The sequence below is a fragment of the Silvibacterium bohemicum genome (assembly GCF_001006305.1).
Classification (GTDB): Bacteria; Acidobacteriota; Terriglobia; order Terriglobales; family Acidobacteriaceae; genus Silvibacterium; species Silvibacterium bohemicum.
The window spans coordinates 138,640-156,722 of record NZ_LBHJ01000008.1; the positions used below are offsets into that span (position 1 = coordinate 138,640).

Annotated in this window: 15 protein-coding genes; 7 read left to right on the forward strand and 8 right to left on the reverse strand. The window is 57.2% G+C overall.

All coding sequences use genetic code 11. The features are described from left to right. Positions 1 to 66 precede the first annotated feature (66 nt). Positions 67 to 1,245 carry a glycosyltransferase gene (locus XX99_RS15775; protein WP_156186021.1) on the forward strand — a complete coding sequence of 393 codons (1,179 nt, stop codon included), beginning with the start codon at positions 67 to 69 and terminating at the stop codon, positions 1,243 to 1,245. Beyond that, positions 1,236 to 2,354: a glycosyltransferase family 4 protein gene (locus tag XX99_RS15780; RefSeq protein WP_050060370.1), complete on the forward strand. Its 1,119-nt coding sequence runs from the start codon at positions 1,236 to 1,238 to the stop codon at positions 2,352 to 2,354. The genes XX99_RS15775 and XX99_RS15780 overlap by 10 nt, the downstream gene beginning before the upstream one ends. On the opposite strand, the gene XX99_RS15785 is transcribed toward XX99_RS15780, so the two are convergent. From XX99_RS15785 to XX99_RS15805, 5 genes are read right to left on the reverse strand one after another with little or no spacing between them, the layout of a single operon-like run. Beyond that, positions 2,351 to 3,253: a glycosyltransferase family 2 protein gene (locus tag XX99_RS15785; RefSeq protein ID WP_050060371.1), complete on the reverse strand. Its 903-nt coding sequence runs from the start codon at positions 3,251 to 3,253 to the stop codon at positions 2,351 to 2,353. The genes XX99_RS15780 and XX99_RS15785 overlap by 4 nt on opposite strands. Then, positions 3,250 to 4,548 carry a lipopolysaccharide biosynthesis protein gene (locus tag XX99_RS15790; protein WP_050060372.1) on the reverse strand — a complete coding sequence of 433 codons (1,299 nt, stop codon included), beginning with the start codon at positions 4,546 to 4,548 and terminating at the stop codon, positions 3,250 to 3,252. Before XX99_RS15790 ends, XX99_RS15785 begins: the two co-directional genes overlap by 4 nt. Further along, positions 4,545 to 5,897: a hypothetical protein gene (locus XX99_RS15795; protein WP_050060373.1), complete on the reverse strand. Its 1,353-nt coding sequence runs from the start codon at positions 5,895 to 5,897 to the stop codon at positions 4,545 to 4,547. The genes XX99_RS15790 and XX99_RS15795 overlap by 4 nt, the downstream gene beginning before the upstream one ends. After that, the gene (locus XX99_RS15800) at positions 5,894 to 7,162 is read right to left on the reverse strand and encodes a GumC family protein (RefSeq protein WP_050060374.1); all 1,269 of its coding nucleotides are present in this window, start codon (positions 7,160 to 7,162) and stop codon (positions 5,894 to 5,896) included. The genes XX99_RS15795 and XX99_RS15800 overlap by 4 nt, the downstream gene beginning before the upstream one ends. 35 nt (positions 7,163 to 7,197) lie before the next feature. After that, complete coding sequence (locus tag XX99_RS15805; protein WP_050060375.1) at positions 7,198 to 9,918, reverse strand: SLBB domain-containing protein; 2,721 nt, start codon at positions 9,916 to 9,918, stop codon at positions 7,198 to 7,200. A 327-nt stretch (positions 9,919 to 10,245) separates the two neighbouring features. Between XX99_RS15805 and XX99_RS15815 the strand changes: the two genes are divergently transcribed. The 4 genes from XX99_RS15815 (at position 10,246) to XX99_RS15830 (ending at position 12,578) form a co-directional block, all read left to right on the forward strand. Beyond that, entirely contained in the window at positions 10,246 to 11,307 is a 1,062-nt protein-coding gene (locus XX99_RS15815; RefSeq protein WP_050060377.1) for a hypothetical protein, read from the forward strand. 3 nt (positions 11,308 to 11,310) lie between these two features. Then, positions 11,311 to 11,622 carry a c-type cytochrome gene (locus tag XX99_RS15820; protein ID WP_156186022.1) on the forward strand — a complete coding sequence of 104 codons (312 nt, stop codon included), beginning with the start codon at positions 11,311 to 11,313 and terminating at the stop codon, positions 11,620 to 11,622. A gap of 79 nt (positions 11,623 to 11,701) precedes the next feature. Continuing rightward, positions 11,702 to 12,058: a cupredoxin domain-containing protein gene (locus tag XX99_RS15825; protein ID WP_050060379.1), complete on the forward strand. Its 357-nt coding sequence runs from the start codon at positions 11,702 to 11,704 to the stop codon at positions 12,056 to 12,058. A gap of 1 nt (position 12,059) precedes the next feature. Further along, a complete protein-coding gene (locus tag XX99_RS15830; protein WP_050060380.1) occupies positions 12,060 to 12,578 on the forward strand; it encodes a c-type cytochrome in 519 nt (172 codons plus the stop codon). Between the two features lie 180 nt (positions 12,579 to 12,758). Here XX99_RS15830 and XX99_RS15835 read toward each other — a convergent pair whose 3' ends face one another. Together XX99_RS15835 and XX99_RS15840 are read right to left on the reverse strand one after the other, a co-directional pair. Continuing rightward, on the reverse strand, positions 12,759 to 13,241 hold the full coding sequence (locus tag XX99_RS15835) for a GNAT family N-acetyltransferase (RefSeq protein ID WP_184085191.1): 483 nt from the start codon (positions 13,239 to 13,241) through the stop codon (positions 12,759 to 12,761). Between the two features lie 280 nt (positions 13,242 to 13,521). Beyond that, positions 13,522 to 14,994, reverse strand: a complete 1,473-nt coding sequence (locus tag XX99_RS15840) for an ArnT family glycosyltransferase (RefSeq protein WP_184085188.1) — start codon at positions 14,992 to 14,994, stop codon at positions 13,522 to 13,524. Between the two features lie 254 nt (positions 14,995 to 15,248). Between XX99_RS15840 and XX99_RS15845 the strand changes: the two genes are divergently transcribed. Further along, positions 15,249 to 16,634 (forward strand): cytochrome P450, encoded by a 1,386-nt coding sequence (locus tag XX99_RS15845; protein ID WP_050060383.1) that lies wholly within the window; start codon positions 15,249 to 15,251, stop codon positions 16,632 to 16,634. Between the two features lie 18 nt (positions 16,635 to 16,652). Here XX99_RS15845 and XX99_RS15850 read toward each other — a convergent pair whose 3' ends face one another. Continuing rightward, a complete protein-coding gene (locus XX99_RS15850; RefSeq protein ID WP_197081895.1) occupies positions 16,653 to 18,047 on the reverse strand; it encodes an NAD-dependent succinate-semialdehyde dehydrogenase in 1,395 nt (464 codons plus the stop codon). Positions 18,048 to 18,083 lie beyond the last annotated feature (36 nt).

Here is an 18,083-nt window from a genome sequence, read left to right on the forward strand (position 1 = left end):
ATCGACCGCCATCGGACAACACCATCCCTCCCAGCCGCTACCTTAAGAATCGCGGAGCATCTTTCCATGAGGGAGAGACTCCAGGGAGATCCCGATCAGATGCGAGTAGCCCTCGTTCATCATTGGTTTGTTTCGCTGGGCGGCGGAGAGCGCGTCGCCGAGGCGATGGCCGCCATGTACCCTGAGGCCGACATTTTCACCTTGGTGGCGGCCCCGGAGATGGTCCCGGAATCGCTTCGCAGCCACACCATGCACACGTCGTTTTTGAACCGTCTCCCCTTTGCCCGCAACATCTACCGGCATTTGTTGCCGTTGTATCCGATGGCAGTGGAGCAGCTCGATCTGACCGGTTATGACCTCGTCCTGACTTCGGACAGTGGACCCATGAAAGGCGTCATCCTTTCGCCCTCCGCGCTTCACGTCTGCTATTGCCACGCTCCCATGCGTTACATCTGGGACCAGTACCACGAGTACCGCAGCCATATGGGCCGCTTCGCGCGCGCATCTTTCGGATATACGGCGCATTACGTTCGGGGATGGGATCATCTCGCCGCCCAGCGTGTTACCCAGTTCGCCGCCAACTCGCACTATGTCGCCTCGCGGATCAGGCAGTATTACGGGCGCTCAAGCACGGTCATCTATCCGCCCATTGATACCGCCTCGTCCTATCTTGCCGAAACTCAGAGCGATGCGTACCTGACCGTAGGAAGGTTAGTCTCCTACAAGCGGATAGATCTTCTCATCCAGGCCTGCAATAAGCTCTCGCGGCGGTTACGAATCATCGGCACCGGGCCGGAAGAGGCGCGATTGCGTTCCATGGCTGGCAAAACCATCGAGTTCCTCGGCAATGTCGACAATGAGACCCTGTGGAACGAGTACGCCAACTGCCGGGCCTTCCTCTTCGCCGCCAACGAAGATTTCGGAATGGCCCTGGTCGAGGCTCAGGCCTGCGGACGGCCGGTCATCGCACTTGGCAAAGGTGGCGCCCTGGAGAGTGTTGTATCCCTGGATCACGCGGCCAATCGCGGCCAATCGACCGGCATGTTCTTCGGCGAACAGACGCCGATGGACGTTCAAAGCGCCATCCTGCGCTTCGAGATGGAAGAGCACAGGTTCAATCCTCATGTCATCCGGCAGAAGGCGCAGCGCTTCGGAGCCGATGTCTTCCGCCGCAGCCTTGGCGATCTGATCGATGGAGCATTGCACGTCTCCAACGCGGAGCGTGAACTGCAGCTATGCCTCTGAAGCGTCGCCAGGCCGTGATCGATGCGCGATGGCTGCGCACGGGAATCGGCCGCTACATCCTCACCCTGCTTGCCAACCTGAAACAACACATCCCTGACATCGAACTCATCGGCATTACGTTGCCGCAAAACGTGAAGACCATTGCGCCCTATTGCGACAGGGTAGTCGCCGTCGACTGCGGCATCTATTCGATCGCGGAGCAGCTGCGGTTGCCGTTTGTGAACCCCGGCGCCTCCGTATTCTGCGCGCCGCATTACAACATCCCCGTACTACGCCGCGGCCCGATGGTGGTCACGGTCCACGACCTCACGCATCTCTTCATGCCGGCCTACGCCAAGCGCCTGAGCGCCTCTGTCTATGCCAAACCGATGTTGCGAATGGCCACTGCGCGCGCCTCCCACATCGTTACTCCGTCGAACTACACCAAGGAAAAGATGGTCGAGCATCTGGGTTCGAACCCGGAGAAGATCACTGTCATTCCGGGCGTCGTGGACGATGTATTCCATCTCCAGGACAAAAGCGTCGCGACAGAAACGGTGAGACGGGAATATGGAATCGACCGGCCCTATTTTCTCTTTGTCGGATCCGCTGCGCCCCACAAAAATCTGGAGCGGTTGCTCGTTGCCTACCATCGTCTTTGCTCTCGCCGATCCGATGCACCCTTGTTGATTCTGGCGATGGCTAAGGACATTCCTTCACATCTGGGCGGTACAAACCTACATAAGCTCATCGACCATCCCAGTATTCGCCGCATGCTCGCCATTGATGATGCGGCTTTGAGCAGTCTTTATGCAGGAGCCACGGCGACGATCGTGCCTTCTCTTGAAGAGGGCTTCGGATTGCCTGTAGCCGAATCGATGGCCTGCGGCACACCGGTGCTTTGTTCCCACCGTGCGTCGCTTCCCGAAGCCGCAGGCGACGCCGCTCTCTCCTTCGACCCAGAGTCGGAAGAAGAAATGACCGACGCCATGCTGAAGCTGATCGATTCTCCGGATATGGTGAAGGATTTAATTGAGGCCGGTTTGCAGCGCGCCGCACTCTTTACTCGCGATCGAGCCGCCAGCGCCTATGCCGAGGTGCTGGCTTCCGTGCTCGAGGTCCACGCTTAGACCGCGGTAGAAGATCGAACGGGCTCTTCGTTTTTTAGGTTCACGTCAGAGCAATAACCCGTGATGCGTCCCATTGCACTGTTCCAGTAGAACCTTGCGTCGTGCCACCGCAGCATGATGATTGCTTTTCCCATGCCCGAGAATGCGCGAAGGACATGGTAAAGCCATACCTGCACGCCGTAGTTGTGCTTGCGTAGCAGATATCCGAAGCCTATCCCATAAGTCAGCGCCCGGCTGCTCGGAGCTGACCGGGGATCGCTCGATGGATGCCAGGCCCAGAGCGACTTCTCGAACCATCCGGGACCGCTCGACTCAAGCACTCGCAGCGCAAGATCCGTTTCTTCACCGGATTGGAATTTCGTTCCGCTTCCCAGTCCCATCTCTTCGTCGAAGTCTCCCGCCTTGCCCAGCGCCCTGCGGCGAACGAAGAGACAAAAGGAGGGACAGGTGCGCAGCACCGACATGCGGTCGATGGGGCAGGAGTTGCGCGGCCATCTCACAGAAACTTCCGCTCCTTTTTCATCGCGCGCGCCCACACTCAGCAACGAGGTTCTGATGTGCAACCGGAACCAAGTATCGATGCGCGCCAAAAGATCGGAGGGATACCAACAGTCGTCGTCGGGAAAGCAGATCAGCTCGCCCTGCGCCTGCAGGATGCCTGCATTCCTTGCCCGCGAAAGTCCGCGTGCGGAGCGAATGCGCCGGCAGGCAACCGTGGGAGCCCACTGCTCGAGAACCGCGTCCAAACGATCGTCAGTGTTTTGATCGACGAGAATCACTTCGAAATCGCGGAAGGCCTGCGCCGCGAGCGAAGCGAGCAGTCGATGCAGCGGCTCGACGCGGTCCACGGTAGCCACAATGAGCGAAAACCGCACCGGGATAGCCTGGATATCGCTCATGAACTCTCCCCGGACGAAAGGGAATACTCGACGCGATCCTGATGCGTATCCTCAGGTGCTCTTAGCTTCTGCATCTCGCCCGAGGCATTTCGCATCTGCCAGACAAGCGCGATGAGGAAGGGAATATACGAGAGCGGAGTCGCGTATGCTGCGCCCATCGCTCCGTATCGCGGAATCAGATAAATATTCATTAGTACATTCGAAGTCAATGCCGTGATCGTTGCGATGAGCACCTCGCGGGAATGATCCCACGCCACCATTACGGTCATGAAAACCGAGGTTACAAAGTCCAGCGGGATGGCGAAGAGCAGCGGAGTGGCCAGGTCAGCCGACGGTGCGAAAGAAGGCCCATACATCAATGCGATCAATGGACGTCGGACCATCATCATGATCGCTGCTGCCGCGATGCCAATCCCCGCTGCTATCAGGATCGGCCGCCGCAGTGTCTTTAAGTTTCGCTCCTGCTTCGGTGTCGCCGCCAACTGCGGATATAACGCCTGCATACCGAGATAATAGAGCGCGAGCACCAGCAAAAGGATTCGGTAGGCCGCACTGTACAGGCCTGTTTGCGAACTGCTGGTGAGTCCCCCAAGCAGCAGTGTGTCTATGGAATTGAACGCCTGATTCAACAGCAGCGCCGCACCCAGCATCAGGGTGGCTCTCTTCTCCGGAATAAAACTCAAAGCGGGGCCGTCCTGCTGCTGCGAAGGATGCGCGATGAGCTTTCGCGCCCAGCCGAACCAGAGCAGGGAATCGGCAATGACGTAGGCGATGCCGCATGCCAGTGGAATGATCAGCAGCGAGCCGTGAAAAAAATAGGCATATCCAATGGTTATGCCCATCGCGATCAGCGATACCAGTGCGCGCCACCCGGACATGAGCGAAAAACGTTGTGTGCCCCAGGCCAGCCAGTCCACAGAAAATCCGTAGCCCACACTGGCGATCGCATAAAGGCTGACCATTCGCCGGGCGTCCTGCGGCACCGGTCCCCACGCGCCATACGCGCAGCCAGCGGCTGAGAGTAAAACTGCAAGAATCATGCGCCGGTGTTGAATGAAACGCACGATCACCGGATAGCTCTTCGGATGTTGCGCCGTTAGCCGAGCGCCGGCATGGCGAAGTCCGAAGTCGGTGCCATGAGCCAGATAAAGAGATACCGTCAATGCCAGGGCATAAGCTCCCGCGGCTTTCACGCCAAAGACACGCGCGATAAACACCATCAGCAACAGATTGCAGACCCGTGCAACGCCTTCGCCCGCAGCAATGGCGAGAACCCGGGAAGAGAGACGCCTCATGTCGACGGAACCTCGCCCGCAGTCCAACCGCTCGGAAGAGGTTTCTTACCTTTGCCGGCCGGCGGCAAAGGCGGCGGACTAAATGCCTTCGACACGGCAGCCTTGCCGTTCTTTGATGAAGCCAGTTGGGACGTGCAAAGCGCAGCAATGGCGAGAAATACCGCCTCCAATTTCCAATTTGCTTGAAAGCTATCGGAGATAAGCAGGCCGATAAGCATACCCAGGCCGCCCATGGCATGCAGCTTCCAAACCTGGTCGCTTAACAGCACAATGGCCAGCAGCCATACTGCAACTCCAGCGACACCCCACTCCACCAGAAGCTCCGGTCCGGTGTACTGCATCGTGGTTTCAGCCGGAAACAATCCGGTCTCGGCGACATATTCGCCATATCGCCCGGGCCCAATTCCGAAGAGCGCAGCCGAGGGCTCACGTCGGAGTACGGAAAGGCCGTAATTCAGGTGAAAGGTTCTTTCTCCGACGCTATTGCGATAAATGTTCACGGCTGTTTGTGCATCTGCCGCTGCCGTCAATTTGCTCTGCAAGGAGAGCACGCAGACTCCGATGAATACGACGACGGTGAAACTCAGAACGGCGCGCTTCATCCAACGAGGCCTCGTGGTAATCGACAAGACGCTAGCCGTCGCGCAGATGGCCAGCCCTACCGTTACTTGATCCGAGAGCGATGCCAAAGCACCAATCAGTGAAAATCCTGCGCCGATCAACGTTGCCTTAGTGCGAACACCAGAGCGAAGCGCCACGCAAAACAACACCCAAAGCGCCAACATCGTCAGGCCGAATGGCGGGGCTTCGATGAAGAGGCCACCCATGCGTGGAATCGGCGTGAAGTCGAACCAGATGGATTGCCGAAGAATATAAAGCCGCGAATAAGAGACCGCTCCGGCTGAAACCGGCAGCAAACCTGCGGCCATGAAATAAATGGAGAGCCCGCTCAGAATGCCGAGTACCGCCGCGACCGATGCCCACCGAAAAACCAGTGACGAGCGAAAACGCAGGAACCAGCACGAAGTGACAAACCAGATGATCATCAGGAAAAATTTCAGCGGTTCGCGCAGCGCGCCATACAGATTTTCGGGCAGGCGCAGCAGATATCCCGAAAGTGCGCAGGCTATGCAGATGAGCGCAAGCCCAGAAAGGATAGGGGCCACCTGCGGTAGCTGGCGAGAGTGCTCTGCTCTCCATGCCGGAATGAGCGCTGCAAAGGCGAGCACCCCGAAGATGAGTGTCGGATCGAGCCAGACCATCTCTTCGCGCCCGAGCAGAAGCTTGGTCGCCGGTCCCACCGGCAACGTCAGCAGCGCCAGGGCGTAAAAGAATGACGCTACCTTCACGCACCGCCCCTGATCTGATCCCTCAAACTTCCGCGCAGCATGCTGCGCAGTGCATTCATGTGTTTCACATTGGCCGGTCGCGCGATCATTGCGTTCCACCGCGCCTTGAGCAAAACTCCACACGTGAACGCAATTGCGGAGGCCAGCATCGCCAGCATCACCAGTAGGGTTCGCGGCGGCCACGACCGCTTATCCGGAACGATCGCTGGGTCTACCACCTGGATCAGCGGCGGCGCCTGCGCCTCTTCCAAGCGTGCTGCCTCATATTGCCTGGCCAGCATCTCGAATAAAGCTTCATGGTAGCGGAGCTCGCGTTCTGCACGGACATACTCCAGACCGGCGGTAGGGATACGGCCTATCGAAAGAAAGTAGTTGTCGTTCTCTGCGGGGGCGGTGCTCTCTGCTTTATTCAATTGACCGCGCAATGCTGCGATCTCGCCTTCCAATCCTTGCAGTGCGGAGTTTTGTTCCGTAGCGGTCTTTCGCAGCATTTCCACCTGCACTTCCTTCGCCGACATCGCTGCGCGGATCTCCGCCACCGAACGCATCGTGATCTCTGCCTGATCCGCGAGACGAATCACGCCTGTCTTCTGCTCGAGCTTGGTGAACTCATCTTCGGCCTGTCCCAGAGCAATGCGCTCAGTTGCCAGTTGTTGCTCCAGGAAGAGTCTGCGCTGCGCACCGGTCGTTAGCGCCAGCTTCTGGTTCATATGGTAAAGCTCATCCACATAGCCATTGGCTACCGCCACCGCACGTTCGACGTTGCGGTCTTCCACCGAAATGCGGATCAACGAGCCGCGCGTGATCTCAACGCGCGTGTGATGTGCCAGGCTGAGCCGTGAATCGACCAACGTCCGTTTGTGATAAGCCTTTTGCAGATGGAATCGCTCGATGAGGTGATCGGCCACGGTGCGGCTTGCCAGCACTCCAACGAATGTTTCCGTAGGGCTCTTCAAAACGCCGTCTCCCGCCAGTGAAGCCAGAGCGCCGATTCCACCACCACCACCACCACCGCCGGAAGTACCGCCTCCCAGTCCGCTGCTGAGCTGCCCTAACAGAGCCGAAGCGGACGTGGGCGAGTTCTGTGGAGTCATAATCAACGCCGTTGCCGTATATACCGGAGGCACCACGAGCGAAAAAACTGCGGTAAACAAGGCTACAGCCAATACACCGCCCACAATCAGCCGGCGGTGCGCCGTTAACACCACCAGCTTTTTGAGCAGCTCCGATTCTGATTGCTCTTCGGATTCTTGATTCTCGATCATTCTCACGTCCTCAATTCGCATCTGTTCCTCGCCTGTTACTTGAGGACGCTGACAGCCGCAGCGCCTAATCCGAACTGAGCGAAGATCGATGACCAGTCGGTCAGACCACGCATCCAGGTGCTCTTGCTGAACTGCTCAGGAATGATCAGGGAGTCTCCGGGATTCACGTTGAAATGCTCCAGTCCGTGATCCGAGCGGGCAAGCAGCGACGTATGACTGACCACCGATCCATCGGCTCGCAGCAGGAAAGAGTGCTTCCAGTCGCCGTTCTTGGTCACGCCGCCCGAGAGCTGCAGATAGTGTTCGACGTCGCCGCGAGGAGCGAAGAGAAAGGAGTTCTGATCGTAGACCGCGCCGACAACCGAGACGCTCGCTGGCCGTGTAGGAACAACGAATACGTCTCCATCTTCAAGCGGCATGTCGGGAAGGCTGCTGATGTCGTTGCTGCCTGGCTCGAGACTCAGCACGATTCTTCCCGTGGCCTGCACCTGCCGCAGCTTGACTAGCAGCGCGCGTCGATTCTCGACGCTGACTGCGGAGACCGCTGCCTCTTGCGGCGTGATCGCATCGTTGGCGGAATTGCCTGCTTCGCGGTCGATCTCCTTCTCCAGATCTACCGTATATTGATCGAGCATCGACTGCTGTTGCAACCGCGTCGAACGCCGCGTGAAGAAAGACCCAAAGAGGTAAGCGTCTGGGGTCAGTCCGCCGGCACGAGCCACCAGGTCGCGAAGAGTCTCTCCTGGTTCGACACTATAGATTCCGCTCGCTCCGAACTCTCCCTCCAAACGAACGAATTTCCTCTGATGCTTATCGGGTACGCGAAGATCCGCCTGCGAAAAGATCGTCACAACGTCGCCGGGTTGAAGTTCATAGTTTTCCGAGTCGTCATGATCGAGCACCACCCGGCCAAGATGAAAAGACTTCAGCACCGATCGCATGTCTGTGGGGTTGACGCGTTGAATTACCGCATAATCCCAATTGATCTCCGGTGCGATGGAGTCCACCAAGTTCTTGCGTGGAAACTCCTCCGAAGGCCGGCCCAGATCGAAGCTGATGCTTCGCCCTGTCGATGTCGATGAGCTCGGTACCTGATCCTCTGGGCTTGCCGGCATCGTACGCATCTGGCTCGGAGTAGGCGGCGTGTTCTGATTGGAAGAGCCGGTCTGACTCGCTTGGTTGGTCTTCGCAGCATCACCAGACGAAGGTGGTGGTGTTCCTGATGTCTGCGAATCCTGATTGTTGTCGCTGCTACCGGATTGCATTCCGGCGTTGTCGTTCATGTTTGAGTTGCGCGACGAGAGTTCGATCCGATTGGCATGCGTGCGCTCATCGTCGGTCAAGGCCAGTGCATTGCGACTGTTCAGAGCGTCCCGTGTTATCAGGCTTTCCTTGCTCGGAATCAGATCGCGGATGCGCATTCCCTCGTGCCACGCATATCGTCCTGGATTTGCGACGTTGCCTCGCAGAATTACCGCATTGTCGAATTTGGGAGCAAGCTGGAACACTCGCAGTACATCCCCATCGTGCAGTGGAGTCTGCATCTGGTCCGAACTGAGCTTCAGATCGATGACATGACGCTCGCCGTCGGAATCGATACGCTCCAGCTCCGCGCGCTGTAGCGCCGCAATCGACGTCGTACCGGCGGCCAGCTTGATCGCAGCCGATACTGTATCGCCATCGTGGATCTCATAAATCGCCGGCTGGTTCACGCTCCCTGCAACCGCGATGCGTGGGCCGGCCGGAGGAATGTAGATCACATCGCCGGGAAGTAGCGGAGCATCGTTCGACTCATCGCCTAAAGCGATCAGCTGGTAAAGGTCAAGAGTAGTTATCACTTTACCGTCGCGCCGCAATTCGATGGCGCGCAGGGAGCCGGTAGAAGAGGGTCCGCCAGAGGCAAACAGCGCATTGACCAGTGTGCTGAGCGCGCTTAGCGTGTATGAACCTGGACGATAAGCGCGGCCCACTACCAACACCTGAATCGAACGCAGCTGCCCCAGCGTCACTGAGATGTCGAACTGGCGAAATTCCTTCCCGATACGATCGGACAGGAATTGATTAAGTTCGGAAGAGTGAAGCCCCGCTACCCGGATGCTGCCGAAGTGCGGCAGGAAAATATTTCCCGAGCGGTCCACGAGCTGGCGCACATTGAACGACACGCTACCCCATGCGTGAATCATCAGCTCGTCCCCTGGTCCCACGACATAGTTCGAAGTCACAGGTCCTTTATCCAAGGGAGCGAAAGTGGAAGGGGCGTCGACAAAGAGCTGGTGTCCGTAAATAGGCAGAAGCTTGCCGACCGCACCCGCCACGAATATCTGAAACTCCGTCGGATGTTCGGCTTTCCGCTGCACTGCCGGCGCCGGTGTGCTGGCAGGCGCGAGCGCCTGAGACGGATCTGTGCTTTGGGGAGTTGTAAATCCTGGGCCGCTCAAATCGGTATTCGTAGGAACGGGCGCGGTCTGAAAGGGAGATTGTGTAGAGTACACCCCGCCTTGTCCACTACCGGATGTGCAAGGAGACAGAAAGTCATTGCAGAATTGCTGGCTTGAGATGCTTCCGGGAAACTGCTGCGACTGCGAATTTTGTTGTTGACCCTGCATCAGCGGGTCCTGCGCATGAGCGCGGACGTTGAATGAAAGCGTCAATGCCGCAACCATCAGCCATCTGCAGAGGCCTGAACGATAGATGGCGCGCAACGAACGACTGTCCGCGGAAGATCCGTTTTTGGTGTCAATTCTTTTGGTGATCATGATTCCTTCATCGAAACAAACGATTGAGTCGCGGCCAATCTGAAGGTGTTGAGGATTCCCTCGATGCATCGTCGCTCTCCGCGCACATGTGCGCCTTCGATGAACTGGTTATAAATCACTTTCATCGGAATAAAACGGCGGCCCGCAACCAATGACAAGAGAATGACATTCCGCGTGCAAGCGAAAGACAGGCGCTTCGTAGACTGGCATTGCTGCTGAATAACGCGTACCTGCGTTCGGACGACGCAGCACATCGATTACCAGTTAGACGTTACGAACACCATCTCGATACGCGACTAAGTAGAAAACCTAAGAAATGGCGACGACATGAAGAAATGGATTTGGGCTGGATGCATGCTGCTGTGCTCATTCGCCGCAAGAGCGCAAGATGCCGATAACAAATCAACCGATACCGATAGCAAGTCGACGAGCGCCGGATATGTTCCGGTGGTTTCGGGCGGACTCGGTTACGTCTATAACGTGGTTGGCGGTGTGCCCACTCTGCTGCCGCAGATTGACCCTGTTCTTCTAGTGCCCTTCGGAAGCCATGTGCTGCTCGAAAGCAGAACTGACTTCACGGGCTTTTTCGAACGACGCAACGGAACTGGAGACTACACCGGTGAAATTTTTAAATCGGTAGAATACGCCCAGCTGGATTGGCTCGCCAGTTCGCATGTGACCGCTGTAGCTGGCAGATACTGGCTCCCCTTCGGCCTCTATCCTGAGCGATATCAGGCATTATGGATCGCCGTCTTCCAGGATCGACCGATCACTGGCGCAATCGGTACTCCAAACGGCTCGGGCGATGGCGGCCAGTTGCGTGGCGTCGCGGCTCAAACGGATAAATTCACTATCGACTATGCCGCCTACTTCTCGACGCACAGCAATACCAACGAGCTACAGGCATCACGCGTGGCAGGCGGTGATGGAAGTATCTTTTTTCCGGATAAGCATATCGAGGTTGGCGGTTCGTATCAGCGTCTTCTCGAAGGACATGAGATCAACAGCGGCGCTTTGTATGCACAGTGGAAGCCGCAAGCCATACCGCTGGATGTAAAGACGGAATACGACCGCAGCTTCTACGGGCAGGGCTATTGGGTAGAAGGCAATTACATGCTTTCTCAATTGCCCGTAGCTAACAATTTATTTAAAAACTTGCAGATCGGACTGCGCTCGCAGCAATTCGATCCTTTAAACGGTGGCGGCCACGGCCTGCCTACCGTAAACACGCAGCGTGTCGATATCGCGTTGAACTACTACTTTCGCGACAACAACTGGCGCGTGATTTCAAACTACGGCCGCCAGTTCAGCTCCGGCAACGATCAAAACGTCTGGAACGTCGGTTTCACCTATCGTTTTCTATGGCCTCTTTGGCCGGGAAGGAAGTAGCTCGTGGCTAAACAAAGGTTGATTTCGAAGAAGACGGTGCTCGTAGTTCTGGCAGCGGTGGGAGTATGGATCGGCGCGGCGGGTTTGCTGGCCCAGAGTCAGTCCCCGGAGGCTGCTAAGCCTGCGCCCCAAGCGGCACAGGCGAGCGACACCGATCGCGGCGAAAAGGTCTTCGCCAACAATTGCTCGCGCTGCCACAAGCCGCCGATGACCATACCTCCGCGTATAACCGGCACGGTCGTGATGCACATGCGCGTCCGCGCACGCCTGTCCCGTGCAGATGAACAGGCGCTACTCAGATATCTTGCCCCCTAAACAATTTTCGACGCCGGCATCATTGTCTCCCGAATGATGAAACATAAACCTCCACACAGCGCAATAAGGAGCTACGGACATGAAACACCTCTTACATCTGGGACTGGCACTTTCACTCGTCCTGGGCGGTTCGCATGCAGTCAACGCGCAGGATGCTTCTAAGCGAATCGAGATTCACGCCAAGCGCTTTTCCTTCAGCCCCGCTGAAATAACCCTAACCAAGGGACAGACCGTAACGCTTGCCCTGACGTCGGACGACGTTCCGCACAGCCTATTGGTCGAAGGCTTGCACATCAATGCAGCCATGAACAAGGGAAAGGTCACTGAAGTTCAGGTAACCCCCGACACGGTCGGAGACTTTCACGGCAAGTGCGGAAAGTTCTGCGGCTCCGGCCACGGCTCCATGCTGTTCGTAGTTCATGTGGTAGGCAACTAAGATGCGTGCTCCCCGGCGAAGCGTAATCCTGGCCATCCTCGCGATGGCCAGCGTCGCAGGATGCCGCGTCAAGACGCCTGGCCGCTTTGAGACGACCGCGGTCCAGTGGACAAAGCATCATGTCACCGTCGGCAATCGCGCCGAGCGCAACCCTCTGCCGGCAACGGCCGAGAATATCGACGACGGAAAGAAAACCTTCGGTTACTACTGCGTGTCATGCCACGGAAGAGACGCGCAAAACACAGGTGTCCCCTTCGCTGCGCAGATTTCTCCCCCTATCCCATCGCTGGCTTCGGCTCAGGTACAGAGCTATTCCGATGGGCAGTTGAAGTGGGTTATTGACAACGGCATTTTCCCCTCCGGAATGCCGGCCTCCAAGGGAACCTTGGGCGATGAAGAAGTCTGGAAGATGATCCTTTTCATCCGTCACCTCCCGCCTGCGGGAAGCCTGGGAGATCCAAAAGCCTATAGCGGCGACGAATACGGGTCGGACGATTCGGGTAAAAGCAAGTCGGAATGAAAGATCGCTGATAGAAAAAAATGCCTCGGAGCTGCGCGTGCAGTCCGAGGCATTTTTATTTTGCATTGTAGGGGTCATCAAGACCTCAAAGCGATCCACGTCATTCAGATGACCGCAACAAGGAAGAATCTCGAAGGAGCAAGATTACAGGGCCCGCAGGCGCGGCAGCGACTTGCCGCATCAGAACGCGCGGGGATAATTCTCCAGCTGCTTGGACATCCATACGAAGTGAAGCAGCGATGATTGCTCGGTAGAAGGGAAACGCTCGATCAAAAATGGGGTATAACCGCGGCCGCGGAAGAAGGACAGGATGTCGGGGTGCAGGCTGAAGACCGCTACATGAACAAAGGCACAGGAGATGTTGGCGGTAAGCCGCTCGGCAGTCTCTAGCAACTGGGTGCCGACTCCGGAGCGTCTCTGGCAGTCCGATACGGCTAGCAGCTTTAAGCGGGTCACGTCCGGACGGAGCGCGATGTGAATGCAGCCCAGGAGGGCTCCCGCGCTTTCCGCAACCAGAATGCTCCCCTCGGAGATCAGAGCTATAACTTCATGTTCGCTGTAGGCGCGCATCTCAGCGTAGAAATCGCGGCCGCGAAAGCTTCGTTCAATCAATTCAAGAACAGAAGAGGCTTCGTCGGTTCGTGCAAGTCTTATCTGTCGCAATGGTTCCTCGGTGCAGGGAATGCACGAAACTGCTTGATGTTGGGACATTTCGATACCTGCCACATTTCTTGTCGTATGGCTCTTCGCCGCGCTGGTGTCGCGGACAAAAGTGGTCTCGACAACATCACTGCAAGCCGAGCATAAACTTGGCCGGTCTGCTGCTTGTCAGAGAGTCTTCACGGTTTTGTTTTTTATCGTGACAGGTGAACGAACGTGCTCTCTCGGGGTCGTTTCGATCTCGTCGAATTTGCGGCCATACTAATCCGCATTTTCGGATGTCTCAATCGTCTTCGCGGAGCTGCCAAACCTCATCCTGATCGGGAAAGCGGTAGACGAAGCTGTAATGGTTATGCACGTAGTCTTCAAACGGACCGAGATGATTCTCCCATGGCGGAGGGGGATCGGTTGCTGACGCGATCCATGGAGTGAGAACGATGTACTTCACCCGTTTGCTCTTTAACTGCCGAACGGAAAGATCGACAAATTCGGGTCGCGTGACCTCGCCGCTTAACAGTCCGTCGACGAACACAGGACTGCGTAACTCTAAAGGCAGATAGAGATTCAGCCATAGAGCCTGAAGAAGATAGTCGCCCGGCTTCGTATGGCTTGCAAGCCATACGAACTTATCGAATTTTTGCTTGGAAAGTGCAACCCGCCCCGCAGGTAGCTGTGTCACATACCCGTTATGCCGATATCGCAGCGCAGTCTGTCCCGTTGCGAGGCATGCGATTAGCACCCAAACGGCTCCCGCGGATCTGGAGCGAAGACGGCGATGACGAGTCATGGAATAGATCAGCAGAATCACCGCAGGCAGTGAAATTGTATAGACTCGCGTCCAGTTGGTCCGCGCCGCAACCACCAGATAAAGGAGGCTGCCGGTCATCGCGAGCAGAAGTACCTGAGGCGTCCGCACCTTGTCATCGCGGTCCTTCCAGCATCGCCACAACGTCAGAGGGTAGATCGCCGCAGGAAGGAAATAGAAAAAATAATGCTCGCAGAGGTCGGAAATCCGGCGCCAGGCTTCTCCGCCTGGCAAGATTCCGTTATGCCGATATGCGATATACTTGCGGGGGTAAGTAGCCTGAAAATACCATACCGTGCGCCATCCCACCTCGGCTAGAAAATGCGCGCTCAGCGCTCCCAGTACGGCCAGAAATGTTCCCACAAGGACTGCGGAAAATACCAGCGTCTTTTTTAACGGCCGGATACAGAACGCATGTTCCCAGAGCAGAGTGCATAACAACGCTGCGACGCCGGCGACACCAGCCGTTTGCGTAAAGAAAGATGCGATGCCGAAAAACGCTCCGGCAATCGCAATTCGCGCCGATGTTCGCGCCGGCAGCACCGCTTGAACGCCGCAGAGCACGGAGAGCAGGCTAAACCAATGATGGGTTGCATCGAGCAAGCGGCCATAAATGATCACTGCAAAAATGGCGGTTGCCAGCAGCGCCGCTTCCTGGTCCATCCACCGTCGCGCAATTTTGAAACACATCCAGGCAAGCGCCGTGCCAAGCAGCAAAACCACGGCATTCAGCACCCAGATGTGCGGACCGAAGAGGCGAAATGCTTGGAGAAAAACAAGGTCGGTGCCTGGAGGTGTGAATTGGAAAAAATCGCGATAGATATGCTCTCCCTGGAGCATGCGCAGTGCATACTCCCAGAAGAAGGTCTGATCTCCGTCAAGGTAGATAGGAGCCCATGGAAAGCGGAACAGGCTTAGATAAAGATAAACAGGCAGGAGGAAAGACAACAAAAAGTGCGGCCATATCCATGCGGGAATTGAGTTACGAATTTTATTTATCATTCGATACCGGCGACCCGTATACCTCATTGTCGCCGAATCCGATGCGCCGTGAGCCGATGGACACGCCCGGACTCAAAATATTCCTTTCATTCGGCTCAAGGAGAGACATTTCTCTGAAAAGTCTCTGACACTCTCGGAGGCATAATCGTTTGTCGGGCGTCTTTCTTTAATATCAATATCTAATCCTTGATGTCCGATCCTATATGAAAAGCATCGAAGAAACCGAGACCCCTCCCATCCCCGCCGCACCCATACCGCCGCCGGAACAGTTGCCGTTCTTCCAGTACCTGCGAGCTACCAGCGATAGCACGCTTGCCGGCTATCACTACGGTATGTATGAAGATTGGATTGTCAAGATTCCCCACCTGGGACCGAATCACTTCTTGATAAACGATCCCGCAGGAATTAAGCGAGTGCTGATCGACAACGCCAAAAACTATGTCAAGGGCGAGATGGAGCAGCGCGTGTCGGCCATGGGCATCGAGGACAGCGTCGTCGAAATCGCAGATGAATCCTGGCGTACACGGCGCTCCGCCATGACTCCGCTCTTCGATTACCGCAGCATTCCGCAATACGCGCCCATCATCTCCGATGCCTGTCAACGGATGCTGAGGACCTGGCATAGCTTGCCTCGCGGCGAGTCCATCGAGATCTCCGCGACCATGCTGCGGCTTACTTCGCAGGTCATCGCACAAATTCTCTTCGCCTCCGAGTACGAAGGGATTGCAGAGGCGATGCAAACCATCTCGCATCGCTATCGTTCGGAGCCGATGATCGATCTGGTCGACTTCATCCCCGTTCTCAATCGTCTGCGCCGCTTGTATCGGAGACGCCAGGGCCGGCGAATGTTCAACCACATGGCCTCCGCGATCGATCAAGCCATTGCAGTTCGAAGTCGCACCCGCAAAGCAGAAGACGGTGCCAAGGTCGATTCGCTGCTTACCTTGAATGACCCCAAGACCGGCAGCCCGATGACCCCGGAAGAGCTGCGCTCCTACGTCATCACCATCTTTACGGCGGGACACGAGACCGTCGCCCAGGCCCTTGCCTGGACTCTGTATCTGCTCTCGCAACATCCCGAACAGGAATCGAAGCTGCATCGGGAAGTGGACACCGTGCTTGCGGGTCGCGCTCCGGATTTCACCGATCTCGAAAGGCTGCCGTACACCCGCATGGTCATCGAAGAGGCTCTGCGTCTCTATCCGCCTTTTCACATGCTGGCGTGGAGGGAAGCGCTCGCCGACGATGAAGTGTGCGGGCAGTCGATTCCCAAGGGCGCGACCATATCCGTCGTGCCGTGGATTCTGCATCGCCATCGTAAGCTGTGGGACGACCCTGAACGCTTCGACCCGGAGCGCTTTCACCCCTCGCAGTCAGCATCGCGGCCTCGCCTCGCATATCTTCCCTTTGGTGTCGGCCCCCGCGTATGTATCGGCGCCAGCTTTGCGATGACCCAGACAACGATGATCTTGGCGACCATTGCGCAGCACTATCGTTTGCGCCTCGTTCCGGGCCACAAAGTCGAGCCGCAGGGGCGGCTCATCCTCCGCGCGAAATATGGATTGCCCATGATTCCCGAGCCGCGATAACGTATCGAGCTAAGGTGCTCAACTGCGATCGAACCAGACCGTCTGCGCGTTCGTGAATTCCCGGATGCCGAAATACGACAGCTCGCGTCCGTAGCCGCTCTTTTTGACTCCGCCGATAGGCACGCGAGGATCGGACGCCGATGTGCCATTGATGAACAGGCCGCCCGTATCGATGCGTCGCGCCAGTCGCCGCGCCAGATCCTTGTTGCCGGTCCAAAGCGCGCCATTCAGTCCGAACTCGCTGTCATTCGCAAGCCGCACCGCATCTTCGGTATCGTTCGCGACGATAAGCGAGGCGACCGGACCAAAGACCTCCTCGCGAAACACCGTCATCGCCGGTGTAACTCCCGCCATCACCGTGGGAGCAAAATAGTTCCCCGGACCATCGAGCTTCTTGCCGCCGAGCAGCAGCTTCGCACCCTCGGCAATGCTCTTGTCCACCTGCGACGCCAGCTCGTCGCGCAGATCGAAGCGCGCCATGGGACCGATGTAGGTGGCTTCATTGATGGGATCGCCAACGATCAGTTTGGCTGCCTCATCCACGAAGTGGCGCGTGAACTCCTCGGCAATCGGTTTCTCCAAAATGATGCGTTTGGCGGCGATGCAGATCTGGCCGTTATTTTGGAAGCGCCCCACGATCGCAGCCTGAACCGCTCGTTCGAGATCCGCATCCGCCAATACGATGAATGGATCGGATCCTCCCAACTCAAGCACCGATTTCTTCAGTGCTGCCCCCGCCTGCGCGGCAATCGCCGAGCCTGCTCGAACGCTTCCTGTCACGCAGACCGCTGCCACGCGGGGATCGGCAATCACCTTCGACACGCCATCGGTGGTCAGATTGAGGATGCTGAATACGCCCTCCGGAACGCCGGCCTCGCGCCATGCTTCCGCCAGCAGGTAAGCGCATCCCATCACGTTCGGAGCCGGCTTGAGCAGATAAGCATTGCCGGCAAGCACGATTCCCGCCGCGCCGCGCATCGCCTGCCAGTAAGGAAAATTCCACGGCATCACGCCGAGCACCGGCCCAATCGGCAGGTAGGAGATATAAGCCTGATCGCCGATGCTGGTCTTCTCATCGGCCAGGATCGCTTCGCCATTTTCCGCGCACCAGTCGCACAACGTGGCGCATTTCTCTACCTCGGCGCGCGACTGGACGATGGGTTTTCCCATCTCGCGCGTGGCCATCGAAGCCATGCGGTCAAGGTTCCGGCGCAAAACACCTGCCATGCGGCGCAGCACATCGATGCGCTGGGTTATCGGCTCCGCGGCCCAAAGGCGATATCCGGCATGAGCCTGCGCCAGCGAGCGATCCCATACGCGTTCACGCTGAAACTCATACCGCGCGAATTCTTCGCCGGTTGCGGGATTGATCGAAACCGCCGACTCTGCGGTCACATTAGCAATAGCTGGCAATGGCATACCTCCGGGAGGACATCCCCTCTGCTGTGA

Bases quoted from the DNA above. Each gene is read 5' to 3' on its own strand.
- XX99_RS15780 (WP_050060370.1), top strand. From the start codon at position 1,236: ATGCCTCTGAAGCGTCGCCAGGCCGTGATCGATGCGCGATGGCTGCGC.
- XX99_RS15830 (WP_050060380.1), top strand. From the start codon at position 12,060: ATGCGTGCTCCCCGGCGAAGCGTAATCCTGGCCATCCTCGCGATGGCC.
- XX99_RS15775 (WP_156186021.1), top strand. From the start codon at position 67: ATGAGGGAGAGACTCCAGGGAGATCCCGATCAGATGCGAGTAGCCCTC.
- XX99_RS15800 (WP_050060374.1), bottom strand. From the start codon at position 7,162: ATGATCGAGAATCAAGAATCCGAAGAGCAATCAGAATCGGAGCTGCTC.
- XX99_RS15785 (WP_050060371.1), bottom strand. From the start codon at position 3,253: ATGAGCGATATCCAGGCTATCCCGGTGCGGTTTTCGCTCATTGTGGCT.
- XX99_RS15825 (WP_050060379.1), top strand. From the start codon at position 11,702: ATGAAACACCTCTTACATCTGGGACTGGCACTTTCACTCGTCCTGGGC.
- XX99_RS15815 (WP_050060377.1), top strand. From the start codon at position 10,246: ATGAAGAAATGGATTTGGGCTGGATGCATGCTGCTGTGCTCATTCGCC.
- XX99_RS15805 (WP_050060375.1), bottom strand. From the start codon at position 9,918: ATGATCACCAAAAGAATTGACACCAAAAACGGATCTTCCGCGGACAGT.
- XX99_RS15845 (WP_050060383.1), top strand. From the start codon at position 15,249: ATGAAAAGCATCGAAGAAACCGAGACCCCTCCCATCCCCGCCGCACCC.
- XX99_RS15790 (WP_050060372.1), bottom strand. From the start codon at position 4,548: ATGAGGCGTCTCTCTTCCCGGGTTCTCGCCATTGCTGCGGGCGAAGGC.